This is a genomic window from Nonomuraea lactucae, assembly GCF_003313395.1.
Taxonomy (GTDB): Bacteria; Actinomycetota; Actinomycetes; order Streptosporangiales; family Streptosporangiaceae; genus Nonomuraea; species Nonomuraea lactucae.
The window spans coordinates 1-15,562 of the sequence record NZ_QNFZ01000038.1 but is presented as its reverse complement, the minus strand read 5'-3'; the positions used below and the strand labels follow the sequence as shown (position 1 = coordinate 15,562).

At 71.5% G+C, this 15,562-nt stretch carries 13 protein-coding genes and 1 pseudogene; 4 read left to right on the top strand and 10 right to left on the bottom strand.

Going from position 1 to position 15,562, the window contains the following annotated elements; translation table 11 throughout:
- The 3 genes from DQW85_RS46455 to DQW85_RS02750 form a co-directional block, all read right to left on the bottom strand.
- Positions 1-1,752: coiled-coil domain-containing protein (locus tag DQW85_RS46455; protein ID WP_476703591.1), on the bottom strand; the 1,752-nt coding region annotated here is incomplete at its 3' end.
- 67 nt (positions 1,753-1,819) lie between these two features.
- A complete protein-coding gene (locus tag DQW85_RS46450) occupies positions 1,820-3,262 on the bottom strand; it encodes a hypothetical protein (protein ID WP_240196879.1) in 1,443 nt (480 codons plus the stop codon).
- Positions 3,259-4,458 (bottom strand): hypothetical protein, encoded by a 1,200-nt coding sequence (locus tag DQW85_RS02750; RefSeq protein WP_113698859.1) that lies wholly within the window; start codon positions 4,456-4,458, stop codon positions 3,259-3,261. Before DQW85_RS02750 ends, DQW85_RS46450 begins: the two co-directional genes overlap by 4 nt.
- Before the next feature lie 106 nt (positions 4,459-4,564).
- Between DQW85_RS02750 and DQW85_RS02745 the strand changes: the two genes are divergently transcribed.
- Positions 4,565-5,530 carry a winged helix DNA-binding domain-containing protein gene (locus tag DQW85_RS02745; protein ID WP_113698858.1) on the top strand — a complete coding sequence of 322 codons (966 nt, stop codon included), beginning with the start codon at positions 4,565-4,567 and terminating at the stop codon, positions 5,528-5,530.
- 40 nt (positions 5,531-5,570) lie between these two features.
- On the opposite strand, the gene DQW85_RS02740 is transcribed toward DQW85_RS02745, so the two are convergent.
- Positions 5,571-6,269, bottom strand: coding sequence for a M50 family metallopeptidase (locus DQW85_RS02740; protein ID WP_113698857.1), 699 nt, complete (start codon positions 6,267-6,269; stop codon positions 5,571-5,573).
- A gap of 201 nt (positions 6,270-6,470) precedes the next feature.
- Here DQW85_RS02740 and DQW85_RS02735 point away from each other — a divergent pair, with 201 nt between their 5' ends.
- Positions 6,471-7,589: a magnesium and cobalt transport protein CorA gene (locus DQW85_RS02735; protein WP_113698856.1), complete on the top strand. Its 1,119-nt coding sequence runs from the start codon at positions 6,471-6,473 to the stop codon at positions 7,587-7,589.
- A 13-nt stretch (positions 7,590-7,602) separates the two neighbouring features.
- Here DQW85_RS02735 and DQW85_RS02730 read toward each other — a convergent pair whose 3' ends face one another.
- Positions 7,603-9,792, bottom strand: coding sequence for a thiamine pyrophosphate-dependent enzyme (locus DQW85_RS02730; protein ID WP_113698855.1), 2,190 nt, complete (start codon positions 9,790-9,792; stop codon positions 7,603-7,605).
- A gap of 228 nt (positions 9,793-10,020) precedes the next feature.
- Here DQW85_RS02730 and DQW85_RS02725 point away from each other — a divergent pair, with 228 nt between their 5' ends.
- The gene (locus DQW85_RS02725; RefSeq protein ID WP_113698854.1) at positions 10,021-11,361 is read left to right on the top strand and encodes a hypothetical protein; all 1,341 of its coding nucleotides are present in this window, start codon (positions 10,021-10,023) and stop codon (positions 11,359-11,361) included.
- Positions 11,362-11,423: 62 nt separating this feature from the next.
- Here the strand turns inward: DQW85_RS02725 and DQW85_RS02720 are convergent, their stop codons facing one another.
- From DQW85_RS02720 to DQW85_RS02700, 5 genes are all read right to left on the bottom strand, one after another.
- A complete protein-coding gene (locus DQW85_RS02720) occupies positions 11,424-12,167 on the bottom strand; it encodes a coiled-coil domain-containing protein (RefSeq protein WP_113698853.1) in 744 nt (247 codons plus the stop codon).
- Between the two features lie 116 nt (positions 12,168-12,283).
- Positions 12,284-13,183 (bottom strand): ABC transporter permease, encoded by a 900-nt coding sequence (locus tag DQW85_RS02715; RefSeq protein ID WP_240196878.1) that lies wholly within the window; start codon positions 13,181-13,183, stop codon positions 12,284-12,286.
- A 2-nt stretch (positions 13,184-13,185) separates the two neighbouring features.
- The gene (locus tag DQW85_RS02710; protein WP_113698852.1) at positions 13,186-14,163 is read right to left on the bottom strand and encodes an ATP-binding cassette domain-containing protein; all 978 of its coding nucleotides are present in this window, start codon (positions 14,161-14,163) and stop codon (positions 13,186-13,188) included.
- Positions 14,164-14,631 (bottom strand): PadR family transcriptional regulator, encoded by a 468-nt coding sequence (locus tag DQW85_RS02705; protein ID WP_113698851.1) that lies wholly within the window; start codon positions 14,629-14,631, stop codon positions 14,164-14,166.
- 99 nt (positions 14,632-14,730) lie between these two features.
- Positions 14,731-15,336 carry a TetR/AcrR family transcriptional regulator gene (locus DQW85_RS02700; RefSeq protein ID WP_113698850.1) on the bottom strand — a complete coding sequence of 202 codons (606 nt, stop codon included), beginning with the start codon at positions 15,334-15,336 and terminating at the stop codon, positions 14,731-14,733.
- Between the two features lie 55 nt (positions 15,337-15,391).
- Between DQW85_RS02700 and DQW85_RS46445 the strand changes: the two are divergent.
- Positions 15,392-15,562: pseudogene (locus tag DQW85_RS46445) on the top strand (methylcrotonoyl-CoA carboxylase); the annotation flags it as partial.

Below are 15,562 nucleotides of genomic sequence, written 5' to 3'. Positions count from 1 at the left end.
CGTCGCGTGCACTCCGGCGGCGGCCAGCGCGTCGAGCTGGGCCGCGGCCGGGCCGCCCTCGGCGTCGTCCAGGGCGGCCTGGGCGGAGGCCACCTCCCGGTCGGCCACGCCGAGGGCCTTCAACGCCTCGTTCAGGCGGTGTCGCGCCTCCCTCAGCTCCCGCTCCGCAGCCGGGACGTCACGGCCGTCGGCGAACCTCCGCGCCTCCTCCAGCGCGGGAATCCGCCCGCGCAGCTCGTCCGCGGAGTTCTCCGCCACCGCCCGGTCGGCCTCCAGCCTGGCGGCTCGCGCCTGCAGCGCCGCGAGCTCCTTGCGCGCCTCGGCGACCCGCCGGTCCAGCGTGTCCTCCTTCAGCGTGGCGATCTCCGCCTTGGTGACCGCGATCGCCTCACCGGCCGCCTCGCCCACCGCGCGGTGCCGTTCGAGCTCGGCGGCCAGCACCTCGTCCTTCGCCGCGGCGTCGGCCAGCTTGCGCGCCTGCCGCCCGCGCCAGCAGCGCAGGGCGTCGGCCAGCCGTACCCTCGCCAGGTCGCGGCGGTCGAACGTGGCCAGCAGCGCCTTCGACTCGGCCTCGAACTCGGCCAGTCGCTCGGCCGCCTGCGCGGCCCGCACCCGCTTGGCGTGCTCGTCGCGCCGCGCCTCGCGCTCCTGCTCCAGCTCGGAGTCCAGCCCGGTCAGCGCCGCGATGGCCTCGAACACGCGCTCCGGCGAGATCTCGTTCAGAGGCTGGGAGAGCAGGTTGGTGGCCACCTTGCTGCGGACCGAGGTGGACAGGAAGGACACGCACCGCACCCGGTCGCCGTACAGCACCTTCGTCAGGTCGCGCGCCACCACGTCGCGCCGCCCGGCGGATCTGGGCAGGGACGCCCAGGTCTCGTCGGCCCGCGCCACCCGCTCGGCCTCGGACGCGGCGGAGGCCAGGTGTACGCCGTCCCGCCAGCGGATCTCCAGGTGCGGCGCCTCCTGGTTGACCCTGAGCCACACGGTGACCGCCCCGCCGGAGGTGTCGGGCACCTCGAACAGCTCCCCACCCTCACCTTCACCGGCATCGCCCACCCCGGACTCGCCCACCCCGGACTCGCCCACGCCGCCCCCAGACTCGCCGACCTCGGCCCCGCCCACTCCGGCGACCCCCACCCCGATGTCGGCCGCTTCCTCCAGCCCGTCCGCTTCCGTGCCGGCCTGGCGGTGTGCGAGGTCCTGGCGCTGTTCGCGACGCCGCGTGCTTCGGGCGAGCGAGCTCCCGGCGCCCGCGCCGTTCGAGGCGACGCTCGTGGGCCGCGCGCCGCTCAGGCCACCTCCTGCGACGGGTTCCGCCCTGCCGGCCTCCAGGGACAGGACCTGACCGCCCGCACCCGGCCCGTGGGCGGAAACTCCCAGAGCCGCGGGCACGGATACGGCGGCCACGGAGAGGCGCCCCTCAGGCGTGTCGGGGCGGCCGAACACGCCCACGATGTAGCCGTGGTCGGCGCTGGCCCACTGCCGCGCCCCCGCGCCGCTCGCCAGCTCGGCGTTGAACAGCAGCTCAGACACCGCCTTGGCGCCCGAGGCGAACCGCCACTGCTCGTCACCCAGCAGCGCCGTGATCGAGGCGATGAACGACGACTTCCCCGCGCCGTTGGAGTCCTTGGGACCCGCGCCGGCGACGACGATCAGCGTGCCGGGGACGGTCGGCACCGGATGGGTCGAGAGCCGCGAGATGTTGACCGCCTGCACGGCGATCAGCACGCGTTCCCCGACGACGTTCTCCATCTGCGACACCTCGAACCCCCGTTGCCCTTCCATCCGTCGTTCGGCTCACCGGCCCATGCCGGGCCTCTCACCTGTCGTTTCCGGCCGATCTTCGAGCGCGTACGGCCGCCGCCAGCGGCGTGTGGGGTCCGGCGGCCAGGATCAGCTCCTCCTGCAACCGGCGCCTCGCCGCCGGTGTGAGCCGGTGGAACTGCGGCCCCGGCACGTAGCCGCCCGCCTCCTCACCGGCCTTCACCTGCGTCAGCAGCCCGGCGTGCCGCAGCACGCGCAGCGCCGACTCCAGCTCGCCGATCGGCACCTGGGTATGGCGCCGCAGCTCGTCGACCGGCGTGGGATGCGGCGACAGCCAGGTGTCCTCCGGCAGGACGCCCTCGGCGCGGGGAATGGCGACGGAATGCACGAGCACCAGCACGAGCACCGCCCGCTCCGCCTCACCCAGCGCCGCCGCGGGCGCCTGGGGCGTGTCACCGTCTGGCCCGGTGGGAACGGCGGTGCCCACTCTCCCGTCGCCCAGCCGGGTGGCCAGAGCCGCGGACTGGTCGTCGTAGCCGGAGATCCAGCGCTCGCGGTGCTGGATCAGCGTGCGTCCGCGCCGGCCCAGCATCTCGCCGAGCGTGTGCCGCAGCGCCGGATCGCGCAGCGCGGTGTACCTCGCCTCCTGCACGGGCTCGGCGGCGTGCTCCACCGCCATGAACGCCGCCACCAGCTCAGCCCGCCGCCGCTCGTCGTAACCACTGAGCAGATCGTCGAACTCGGCCGCCCCGCCCTCGACCCGCCCACCGGAGCCGGATGCGGGAGAGCCGCCCCGGAGGCCGAGCGCGCCGGCGGAGCCGTGGTGGGAGTCCGGGAGCGGGAGGTCGTTACCCACCTCTGTCGTGGCCACCTCATCTCTCGGGCCCGACTGCCGCGTCTGCGCCGAAGCCTCTTCCTCGTGCGCGGTGCTCGCGCCCGAGCGGGCGGCCGCGATGATGTCGGCGTCGGCCACCACGGTCAGGGTGGCGCGTTCGGGCTCCGGGATGCGGCGCACCAGCTCCTTGAGCTGCGCGTGCGACTCCGGCGGCCACAGGGCGCAGCGCGGGCCGAGTGAGACGAGGCCGTCGGACATGTCGATCCAGGCCGAGTCGTGCAGCCGTCGCAGGGCTCCGATCGCCCAGTTGCGCATGAGGTCGTCGGTCCGCCCGATCAGCGCCCGGTAGGTGTCGAGGACGAGCTCCAGCGGGGCGGCGCCGCCCGGCCAGGGGTCCACGGAGAGGTCCGTCCAGCAGCACTTGAGACAGGCCGCCAGGACCCGGCGCGTCTCGCCGGAACGCTCCACCGGAACCGGTGCCACCTGGTATTCCTCCAACAGCGACGGGGTCACCCCGTCAGGCCAGACGGGCAGCGCCCGGCCGGTGGAGTCGGGGCGGGTGAGCCGGAGCATGCCCGGAGGCGCGGCTACCCCTGCGCCCAGCCGGAGCGGACCGCCCGATCGGGCCAGCACATGCGCGACGGCGGCGTCGTCACGGGTCATGAGGTGCGCTCCAGGTAGCCGTGCGAGAGCCAGGCGGGCTCGCGCGCCGGGTCGATCGTGAGCTCGTCCGACCACGTGAGCCGGTAGGGCAGCTCCGGCCGGAGATCCACGGTCGTCAGGTCGGCCAGCAGGCGGCGGGCCGAGGGCCAGTCGGAGCCGAGCAGGTCGGTCAGCGCCACCCGGGAGGAGGAGCCGAGCAGGGACTCGGCCACCTCCGTCAGGCGCTCGATCGCGGCGGCCGGCGACGAATCGAGCGAGCCCTGCGGGCCGGGATCGGGCAGCGCGGAGCGCGGGGGAGTGGGCTGGGCGGGAGCCGGGCGGGGAGCCTCGTCGACCGCCCGGGCCACGGCCGCCGGATCGTGCCAGGGCGCGGGCGCGTCGAAGACGAACCCGTCCAGCACCGCCGCCAGGCGCTCCTTGCCGGCCGTTTGCGTGAACGTCCGCCACGTCTCCGTCGGCAGCAGCGTCAGGTTGCGGGTGGTGCCCGCCGAGTCGGCGAGGCGACCGGCCGCGCGGCGGGAGGCGTCGCTGTAGGCGTAGATCGCCGCCCGCAGGTCGGTGCAGACGCGGTCGAGCTCGGGCCAGCGGGTCAGGATCGTGCCGTGCAGGCCCTGCGCCCGGCGGGCGATCTCCTCGGTGCCCCACAGCTTGGGCGCCTGCTCGCGCAGCTCCTCGATGGTGCCGGTGGTGAGGGTGATCAGCTCCAGCGCCCACAGCCGGAACGCCCGCGCCAGGTTGGCCGCGCTCAGCCTGGCCTCTTCCATCGTGGTGCGCGGGTCCGCCACGTTGAGGTCTTCGAGGGCCAGCAGCCGGTGCATCTCGGACTGGCCGCCGTCGTCCATCATCCGCCTGATGAACATCAGCCCGACGACACTGGTGAACGACGCCCGATGACGCAGCTGGTGGGGCTTGGGGAACACCTCGCGGATCGCGCCGAGGCCCTTGAGCACGCGCAGCCGGTTGTCGAACTGGTCCGCGGGGTAGGCGCGGCACGCGAAGCGCATCTGCTCGTGCGTCAGCCACTCCTCGCCCGCCTCCGCGAACGCCGCGAACAGCGTCTCGGCGATGTCGACCAGTGCCGGATCGTCGACGACCGCGCCGCTGTCACGGGCCAGGGCCGCGAACATCCGGCGGTAGGTCGACAGCACGGCCTCGTCGGAGAGCGCGGTGTCGAGGGTCAGGGGCTGATCGGACACGCGCTCTAAGGTACGGCTTCCGACCGACAATCTCCGACCGGTACGGCCCGCCGGGCGCGCCCCGCCCGTCGCGCGGGGCGGGGCGGGGGTGCGGGATGATCGGCGCATGAGGAGCGTCGAGGCGCAGTTGCTGCACCGGCCGTCCGGGCTGGGCGCCGGTGACATCGTGCGCCACCTGCTCGCCGTCCAGGCCCAGGATGTCACCGCCGCCCGCCTCGCCTTCCGCGCCCGCTCCGCCACGGTCACCGTCGCGGACGTCGAAGCGGCGTGGCAGGCGCGGGAGATCGTACGGACCTGGGGTCCGCGCGGCACCCTGCACTTCGTCCACGTCGACGACCTGCCGTGGGTGCACGCTCTGACCCGGCGCGACACCGGCATCCTGCGCCGCCTCGCCGAGGAGGGTGTCACCGGCGACGACCTGTTGCCGCTGATCGATCGCGCGCTGGCCGGTCAGGGCCCGCTCACCAAGCCCGAGCTGGAGGAGCGGCTGGCGGGCCGGGCTCGGGGCCAGGGCGTGGTCCACCTGGTCGGGCTGGCCGCCTTCCACGGCCGGGCGGTGCTCGCGCCGTCCCGCGCGGGCAAGCCCACGTACGTGCACGCCGCCGACTGGTTCGGCGCGCCCGTCGCCCCCGAACCCGACAGGGAGCGCGCGCTCGGCGAGCTGGCGCTCCGCTACCGCCGCGCCCACCGGCCGTCCACCCCCGAGGACCTGGCCGCCTGGTCGGGCCTGCCCTTGGGACAGGCCCGCACGGCCTGGCGGCTGAGCGCCGCGACCCCGCGGGACGACGCCTCCGCCGCCGGCGCCTCCCCAGGCCGTCTGGTACGGCTGGCGCCCGCTTTCGACGAGTACCTGCTCGGCTGGAAGAGCCGGGACCCCGTCCTGCCCGCCGAGCACGCTCGCAGGGTCTTCCCTGGAGGCGGCATCCTGCGGCCGGTGGTGCTGGTCGACGGCAGGGTCGGGGGCATATGGAGCCGCAAGGGAAGCGCGGTGACCGTGTCGGCGTTCGGCGAGCTGCCGCCGGGACCGCTCGCCGACGAGATCGAGGACGTGCGAAGGTTCCTCAGCCGGTGAGCCGGTCCTGAGATCCAGGTGGCCGGTGATCGGCCCTGGGTCACAGGGGATACATCAGGTAGGCGCCGGCCACCACCGACGCGCACGCCACCAGCAAGAAGAAGAACACGTAGAAGCCGCCGGGCAGGATAGTCAGCCTGGCGAGCTGGTCGGCGTCGGAGTCGCGGGCCTGCCGGAGGCGCCGTTTGCGCTGCAGCTCGATGATCGGCCGCACCCCGCCGAACAGCAGGAACCAGACCGCCGCCAGCGCCACCGCCTGCTGCACGTCCTTGGGCGCGTACATGGACAGGGCGAACACCGCCCCGCCCGTCGCGAGCAGGATCAGCGCGCCGTACATGTTGCGGATCAGCAGCAGCATGCACACCAGGAAGAGCAGCACGCTCCAGATCAGCAGCGTGATGCGCCCCTGCTCGGTGAGCCAGGCGGCGGCCAGCCCCAGCAGCGACGGCGCGAGGTAGCCCGCGAGCGCGGTCAGCACCATCCCTGGGCCGGTGGGCCGGCCCCTGGTCAGCGTCACACCGGAGGTGTCGGAGTGCAGCCGGATGCCCTCCAGCTTGCGGCGCGTGAGCAGCGCCATCAGGGCATGGCCCCCTTCGTGGGCGATCGTGATCAGGCCCCGGGACAGATGCCAGGGAGTCCTGAACGAGACGATCGCCAGCGCCGCTAACGCGGAAACCAGCGCGACCCAGGGGGAGGGGTCGGGCTGAACCTTGACCAGGTGGGCCCAGAGTTCGTCCATCGAGAGAGAACCCTATCCAGGTAAAGCCGCGCCCATGCTCACAGAACAAGATTCCGTCGTGCGGGTTCGCCCGCCGTACACCTGGACGCCTCCCGCCGGAGACCTTCCACGCTTGGGATAGGGCTTGGGGGGAAGGTGGCGCTGAGGTAACAGCGCGGCGATGATCTGGTAGAAAAGTGGACAAACGGCTGGTGGAGCGGCATGGCACGGATGAAGGGCTTCAGGCGCGGCCAAGGCGCGCGCGAGGGGGCGCCCGAGCACTCGATGGACCCGCGCGCCATCGAGGAGGCGCCCTACCGCCCGACCGTCATCGACAACGCGATCTACTGCGACGGCCACCGCGTCGACAACCCCGGCTCGCTCGCCGACGCCTTCCAGCGGCTCAAGGAGACGCCGGGCAGCCTCGCCTGGATCGGCCTCTACCGGCCGAAGGAGTGGGAGCTGGTCAAGCTCGCCGAGGAGTTCGAGCTGCACGAGCTGGCCCTCGAGGACGCCATCGTCGGCTCGCAGCGGCCCAAGGCCGACCGCTACGGCGACATGCTGTTCGTGGTGCTGCGCGCCGCCCGCTACCTCGACGACGTCGAGGAGGTCGCGTTCGGCGAGCTGCACGTCTTCGTCGGCACCGACTTCGTCATCACCGTACGGCACGCGGAGGCCCCCGACCTGCAGGTCGTGCGCAAGCGCATGGAGTCGGACCCCGAGCTGCTCCGGCAGGGACCCCAGGCCGTGCTGTACGCCATCCTCGACGCCGTGGTCGACGGCTACGCCCCGGTCGTGGCCGGCCTGCAGAAGGACCTGGAGGAGATCGAGGCCCAGGTGTTCAGCGGCGACCCGTCGGTGTCGCGTCGCGTCTACGAGCTGTCAGGCGAGGTCATCGAGTTCCAGCGGGCCACGGCGCCGCTCGTGCGGATGATCGACGGCTTCATCGCCGGGGCGGCGAAGTACGGGGTCAACGACGAGCTGCAGAGCTACCTGCGCGACGTGGCCGACCACGCGATCACGGTCAACGAGCGGGTGGCCGCCTTCCGCCAGATGCTCCAGGACATCCTCGTCATCAACTCGACGCTGATCACCCAGGCGCAGAACGCCGAGATGGCCAAGATGACCGAGGCCAGCATCCAGCAGGGCGAGGAGGTCAAGAAGATCTCCGCCTGGGCGGCCATCCTGTTCGCGCCCACGCTGGTCGGCACCATCTACGGCATGAACTTCGACCACATGCCCGAGACCCACTGGGTGTTCGGCTACCCGTTCGCGATCGTGCTCATGGCGGTCGTGTGCGTGACCCTCTACGTGGTCTTCAAGCGCCGCGACTGGCTCTGAGACGGGGTGAGGGTCAGCCGAGCAGCTTGCGCGCCGCCTGCTCGATCTCGTCCTCCGACAGCAGCACGTGGTCGGCCGCCCTGGCCAGCGGGATGAAGCTGTCGGACGACGTCACGCGCGCGATCCGCCCCGAGAAGCCGGCGTCGAGCAGCTCGGCCGCGATCCCCTCGGAGACCGCGCCGGTGCGCCGGGTCTCGTCGGCGATCAGCACCTTGCCCGTCAGCTCCGCCGCCCGCAGCAGGTCGTCCACCGGCAGCGGCGCGAGCCAGCGCAGGTCGAGCACCCGGCAGCCGTACCCCTCCTGCGTCAGCCGTACGGCGGCGCGCAGGCTCATCCGCAGCCCGTTGCCGAACGTCACGATCGTCAGGTCGCGCCCGTCGCCGTAGGAGCGCGCCCGGCCGATCGGCACGTGCGTCTCGCTCCAGCGCGCGGGCGGCGCGTACGGGGCCAGCCAGCCCCCGTCGCCCTCCTCGAACAGGTCCCTCGTGTGGTAGAGGGCGATCGGCTCCAGGAACACGCAGACCGACCCCTGGGTGCGTGCGGCGGCCAGGCACGTGCGCAGCATGGCGGCGGCGTCGTCGGGCCGCGACGGCGAGGCGATCACCAGGCCGGGGATGTCGCGCAGCGCGCCGATCGCGTTGTCGTTGTGGAAGTGCCCGCCGAACCCCTTCTGGTAGGCGTAGCCGGCGACCCTGACCACCATCGGGTTGACGTACGAGCCCTGGGAGAAGAACGACAGCGTGGCCGCCTCGCCCCGGATCTGGTCGAGCGCGTTGTGCAGGTAGGCCAGATACTGGATCTCCGGCACCGGCAGCATCCTGGACACCGCCGCGCCGAGCGCCAGCCCGAGGATGGCCTGCTCGTCGAGGTGCGTGTCGAACACGCGCCCCGCGCCGAACCTCTTCTGCAGGCCCTTCGTCACCCCGTAGACGCCGCCCTTCTTGGCCACGTCCTCGCCGAACACCATCATCTCGGGGTGCACGGCGAGGGAGTCGGCCAGAGTGCGGTTGATCGCCTGGCAGAGCGTCATCGGCCTCTCCGACTCGGGCAGGGATCCGGCGAAGGCCCGGTCCCTGACCGCCGCCTCGGCGGCCACGGGGGCGATCTTGGCGATCATCTCCGGCCGCCGCGGCGCCAGCGGCCTCATGATCTCCTCGGCGGAGCCCAGCCGCGGCCGGCGCGTGGCCTCCAGCGCGATGCGCAGCACGTGCTCGCGCGTCGACTCGTACGACCTGAGCAGCTCGTCCGGCGTGGCCAGCCCGGCCTCCACGAGCAGCCGGGCGGTGCCCACCAGCGGGTCGCGCTCCAGGTCGGCCCGGAGCTCGCGCTGCGTGCGGTACGCCGACTCGACGTCCGACCCGGCGTGCCCCATCAGCCGGACCGTCGACAGGTGCAGGAACGCGGGGGAACGGCGGGTGCGCACGTGCTCGACGGCCCGCACGGCCGCGGCGTAGGCGTCGGCGAGGTCGCAGCCGTCGGCGGCGAAGTATTCGATGCCGGGGCGCCGCGCCGCCGCCTCCACCCAGCCCTTGGGCGTGCGGACGCTGATGCCGATGCCGTTGTCCTCGCACACGAACAGGATCGGCACCGCCTGGCCCTGGTAGGTGGCGTACGCGGCGGTGTTGAAACCGGTGAGCGCCGTCGCGTGGTTGACCGAGGCGTCGCCGAAGCTGCACACGACGACCGCGTCCGCCGGCCAGGGCGAGGAGAGGCCCAGCGCGCGGGCCCGCTCGACCGCGAAGGCCACGCCCACGGCGCGCGGCAGGTGGCTGGCGATCGTCGAGGTCTGCGGGATGACGGCCAGATCGGGGTGGCCGAACACCTTGTGCCGCCCGCCCGCGATCGGCTCCTCCGCCGAGGCGGCCAGCCCCATCAGCACGTCGCGGATGCCCTCCTCGGGCACCCGCCCGGCGCGCTCGGACCTGGTCAGGTAGAAGGCGCCGGAGCGGTAGTGCAGCAACGCGGGGTCGCCGGGCCGCAGCGCGGCGGCGACGGCGGCGTTGCCCTCGTGGCCCGCCGAGCCGATCGTGTAGAAGCCCTCGTCGCGCTCGCGCAGCCAGCGCGCGGCGATGTCGAGGAGGCGGCTTTCGACCTGGCGCTGGAACAGGGCTCGGCAGAGCTCCCCGGTCAGCGAGCCGCCCTCGCGAACCGGACGGCCAGGATCACGGGGCGCCCCCGCCTCCAGTGTCGCGACCGTCTGCATGAAGTGAGTCTCAACTGTGTCCCGCGCCACAAGCCCGATTATGTCTCCGCGGAACCGTCCGCGTCTGCCCGTCCACGCCGACATGTTCTGGAGCGGTCCGATTGACGGTGATCTATAGGAGATTGTCGGATTTCCGAACCTCGAAGAGCTTTTAGGCGTCTACTGGATGTATACGTGGCACCCTCACTGCCGCGTTGAACCACTGGGGTCTGTTGAAAGGAACCCGGAATGTTACAACGCATCCGCGTGGCCTCGCTCGTGATCGCGATGGGCGCCGCCACCCTCGTCATGGCCCCGCCGGTCTCGGCGGCCAAGGCACCCAGCATCTCCGGGGTGGACGTCAGTCCAGCCCCGGTCGTCGTCTTCGACAAGCCCGTCACGGCGACGTTCTCGTTCACCACGAAGGACGCGGGCAAGGCCGAGCTGCAGCTCAAGGCCCCCGGCGTCAGCGCCGGCACCCCCGTCGAGCTCAAGTCCTCGCCGTTCGGCCAGTGGACCAAGTGGACCGGCACCAAGGCGTTCGAGGCCAAGGACGCCGGCACCTGGAACGTCCTCGCCATAGCCCACGGCGACGGCGAGAAGTCCAGCAGCGGCACGTTCGAGGTCCGCAAGGCCCTCGACACCAGGATCGCCGACTTCGACGCCGACCCCGACCTGGTCGACCGCGGCGACCGGATCCGCGTCTCCGGCCGCCTCCTCGCCGAGGGCAAGGGGTACGGCGGGCAGCCCGTCACGATCACCTTCCGCGAACGCGGCACCGACACCTACCGGCAGGTCGCCAAGGTCGAGACCGGCAGCCGCGGCTGGTTCGGCGCCCGCGTGAAGGCCGAGACCACCGGCTGGTGGCGGGCCGAGTTCGGCGGCAACTCCGTCGCCAGGGGCTCGGTCAGCGACACCGACCGGGTCGACGTCAAGCGCGGCAACCGCGACAGCAGGATCGTCGGCTTCGAGGCCCACCCCGAGCCGGTCGACAAGGGCGACAGGCTCCGCTTCACCGGCGCCCTGCAGGTCGAGGGCTGGCACGGCCTGCCCGGCCAGCGGGTCGACATCCTCTTCAGGGCCCGCGGCTCCGACCGCTGGCAGCACGTCACCAGCGACGTGACGGGCCGCGACGGCCGCTTCTGGGCCTCCGCCCCCGCTCGGGAGTCGGGCCTGTGGCGCGCCGCCTACCGGGGCACCAGCGGCGTCAACGGCTCCACGAGCGAACCCGACTGGGTCCGCGTCGTCGAACCCACCCCGCCCCCGGCCGAGAAGGCCGGCACCCGCCTCATCGCGTTCAACGCCTACCCGGAGCCGGTCAAGCGGGGCAAGTACCTCAAGTTCCGCGGCCTGCTGCAGGTGGACGACGAGGGAACCTGGGAGGGGTACGAAGGCAAGGTCCAGCTGTGGTTCAAGGCCGCCGGGTCGCGTACGTGGAAGTACGTGAAGACCACGTGGTCGAACGACGACGGCAAGGTGTGGGCCAAGACCAAGGCGTCGAAGTCCGGCAGGTGGAAGTTCGTCTACCGCGGTGACGCCGACACCTACGGCGACCACAGCCGCACGGACCGCGTCCGCGTCCGGCGGTAATCCGCCACCGCACACGAGAAGAGGCCCGGGCGGCACCTCGCCCGGGCCTCTTTCATGCCTTGCTACGCCTTGGCGGGGATCGCGGCCACCAAGGTGACGAGCATGGCCTTGATCTCAGAGATGTCACCTTCGACCTTGTCGAGGCGCTGCTCCATCCGGTCAAACCGCTGGTCCATGGCCTCGAATCGTCGGTCGATGGCTTCGAACCGCTGGTCCATGCGGTCGAGGCGCTGGTCGATGGCGTCGAAGCGCTGGTCGATGGCCTCGAATCGTCGGTCGATGGCTTCGAACCGCTGGTCCATGCGGTCGAGGCGCTGGTCGATGGCGTCGAAGCGCTGGTCGATGGCCTCGAATCGTCGGTCGATGGCTTCGAACCGCTGGTCGATGGCCTCGAATCGTCGGTCGATGGCTTCGAACCGCTGGTCCATGCGGTCGAGGCGCTGGTCGATGGCGTCGAAGCGCTGGTCGACGGCTTCGAATCGTCGGTCGATGGCTTCGAACCGCTGGTCCATGCGGTCGAGGCGCTGGTCGATGCCCTCGAAGCGCTGGTCGACGGCTTCGAATCGTGCGTTGACCTGCTCGAAGCCGCTCCTCATCTCGGCTTGCGTCTCGTTGATCCGCTCGTGGAGGGCGTTGAAGCGGCGGTCGAGCGTGTCGAGGATGTTCATCCCCACGATGTCCACGCGGTCGTGCAGGGAAGTGAACCGCTCGGCGACGGTGGTTCCAGGCATGCCACTCAGCGTATTGGTTTCGAGCGTCGTGACCCGGCTCTTCAGAGCGATGACTTCGGCTTCGAGGTCGAGCATCGGGCTTTCCTTTCGGGGGGAGGTCGACGGAGGTTGATGCCGCCTGGGGCGACGAGCAGGAAGATACACTCCGTCACCGTTCCGTCGCAGCCCGTATTCGAAAACCTGTGCCCCTCTCAGTCCGCCCGTCTGAACTGCGCGATCGCCACCCCCAGCAGGGCGAGCCCCAGCGCCGCCACCAGGCCCGCCTCCAGTGGCACCGGCACCTCGTAGCCGAACCACCGCACTCCCGGGTTCAGGACCGCCTCCGCCTGGGCCGGGACGTCGAGGTGGGCGAAGACCGCCTGCCGCATCGGGTCGACGGCGTACGTCATCGGGTTGACCACCGTCAGGACGTGCAGCCACGACGGGAGGCCGGCCAGCGGGAACATCGCCCCTGACATGAACATCATCGGCATGATCGCCATCTGCATCAGCCCGAAGAACGTCTGCATGTTCCTCATCCGGGCCGCCAGCGTCACCCCGAAGGCGGTGATCGTGAAGGCCGCCAGGAACATCTCCGCCAGCAGCGTGAGCATCAGCGACGGTGAGTACGGCACGCCCACCAGCCCCGCCATGGCGAGGATGACGATCCCCTGGCCGGTGGCGACGAGCGCCCCGCCGAGGCACTTGCCCACCACGATGGCCCCGCGCGACACCGGCGCGACGAGCATCTCGCGCAGGAAGCCGAACTCGCGGTCCCACACGATGGAGCCCGCGGAGAACATGCCCGTCATGATCACGGTCATCGAGATCATGCCGGGATACATGAACGTCCGGAAGTCGACCCCCGGGATGGAGCCCCGCACCAGCGAGCCGAGGCCGGTGCCCATGACGAAGAGCCAGAGCACCGGCTGGAGCAGCATCGACAGCATGCGCGTGCGGTCGCTGAGGAAGCGCAGCATCTCGCGGTGCAGCACCACCTTGATCGCCCGCAGATCGTGGCGCGCGCCCCGGGCGGGCACCCGTACGCCGATCGCCTCCGCCGGCATGGCCGTCGCCTGGCCTTCGTTCGTGTCGTCGCGTGTCCGTGCCATGGTCATCGCCTCGCCATCGTGCGCATCCACGCCATGCCGTCGGCGCCGGACTCGGCGTCGCGGATCGTGGAGCCGGTGTAGGACATGAACACGTCGTCGAGCGAGGGCCGCGAGACGCTGACCGACGTGATGGGCATGCCGAGCTCGGCGAACAGCCGCGGCACGAACTCCTCGCCCGAGGCGACGGCGAACGTCACCGCCCCTTCCCGCACGGCGGCGTCGATGCCGAACCTGAGCCGCAGCGCCTCGATCGCCGCGGCGTCGTCAGCGGTGTGGATCTGCACGCGGTCCTTGCCGACGCTGGCCTTCAGCGCCTCCGGCGAGTCGATCACGACGATCTCGCCGTGGTCGATGATCGCGATCCGGTCGCAGTACTCGGCCTCGTCCATGTAGTGGGTGGTCATGAAGATGGTGATGTCCTCGGTGCGCCGCAGCTCGTTGATGTAGCCCCAGATGGCCGAGCGGGTCTGCGGGTCGAGGCCGACGGTGGGCTCGTCCAGGAACAGCACACGCGGCGAGTGGAGCAGGCCGCGGGCGATCTCCAGCCGCCGTTTCATGCCGCCGGAGAAGGTCATGACCTTGGCGTCCTTGCGGTCCCAGAGCGCGACCATCTCCATCACGCGCCGGATGCGGTCGCCGACCATGCTCTTCGGCACCCCGTACAGCTCGGCGTGGAAGCGGAGGTTCTGCTCGGCGGTGAGGTAGCCGTCGAGCGTGGGGTCCTGGAAGACCAGGCCGATGTTGCGGCGCACCTCGTCGCGCTCCTTGACCACGTCGTGGCCGGCGACCGTGGCGCTGCCCGCGGTCGGGTCGACGAGGGTGCACAGCATGCCGATGGTGGTGGTCTTGCCTGCGCCGTTGGGGCCGAGGAAGCCGAACACCTCGCCGGGCGCCACCTCGAAGCCGACGCCCTTGACGGCTTCGACCTTGCCGTAGGTCTTGGTCAGGTCGCGGACGGCCACGGCCGTCTCGATGTCCATTCAGTCCTCCGAGAGTATGTGGAACACGGATCTGCGCGTCCGCCTGAGCAACTGCTTGGCCTGGGCGACCTGGTGGTCGTTGGCCGTGCGGGTCAGGTGCAGGAACGCCTCGTTGAGCTGGGCCCACAGCAGCCGCAGCTCGTGGCGGTCCTCGGGGATCGACCGGGCCACCTCCTCCCACGGAGCCTCACCGTCGAGGTGCCGCGCGGCGTGCTCGCGGCCCTGCTCGGTGAGCCGGTAGGTGCGGCTGCCGCCGGACTCGTCGCCGGTGACCAGGTCCTCGTCCTCGAGCTGCTGCAGCGCGGGGTAGACCGAGCCGGGGCTGGGGCGCCAGACGCCGCGGCTGCGGGACTCGATGTCCTGGATCATCTGGTAGCCGTTCTTGGGCTCCTCGGTGAGCAGGCTCAGCAGCGCCGCCCGCACGTCGCCCCGGCGGACCCGGGGGGCCTCTCCCGGATCATGCGTCATCGTCCAGCCTCCAACTATCGAGATATTTTGACGATATATCTAGATAGTTGGGACAAGCAAGGCATTATCCGTATGGCTGGGACTCGGAGTTAGTGGTCGCTAACCGATGGTGGCGATCGAGGCGATGGCGGCGCGCGCCATCGCGCGCAGGAGGGGCCGCATGGCCTCGGGGCGCAGCTCGCCCGCGCTGTGCGGGGTGGAGTTGAGTAGCCCGAACATCGCGTGCGTTGCGGCGCGCAGGCGTGGCGGCGGGCACGCGGGGTGCAGCTCCGCCAGCACCGTCACCCACTCCTCGACGTAGAGCCGCTGCAGTCGCCTGATCTGCCGCCGCGCGGGCTCGGGCACGTTGCCCAGCTCGCGGTCGTGCACGGTGATCAGTGCCGGCTGCTCCAGGGCGAACGTGATCTGCACGTTCAGCAGCGCGTCCAGGGTGTCCTCGGGACTTCCCGGCGAGGTGACGGCCGCGACGGCCGACTCGCGAAGCCGGGAGCTGACGTCGAGGAGCAGCTCGGCCAGCAGCGCCTCCTTGCCGCTGAAGTGGCGGTAGAGCGCCGGGCCCGAGACGCCGACCGCTCCGCCGATGTCCTCGATCGAGACGCCGTGGAAGCCGCGGGCGGCGAACAGCGTCGCGGCGGCGGCGAGGATCTCCGTGCGCCTGTTGCCGCGATTGCGGGTAGGGGTCCGGGCGGTCGTCACGTCTCTCATACTAGACGATTACGTTAATGATGACTAACATCGCTCACATGGTGAGAGGGGAGTCATGAGCGACTGGCCGGTGCTGAAGTCGTCCGCCGACCCGGGTGGCGAGGTCTTCAAGCGCAACGCCGAGCTCAACGAGCGGCTCGCCGCCGAGTTGCTCGAACGGCTGGCCGCCGCCGCGCCGGGCGGGCCCGAGCGGTCGCGCCGGCGCCACGTCGAGCGCGGCAAGCTG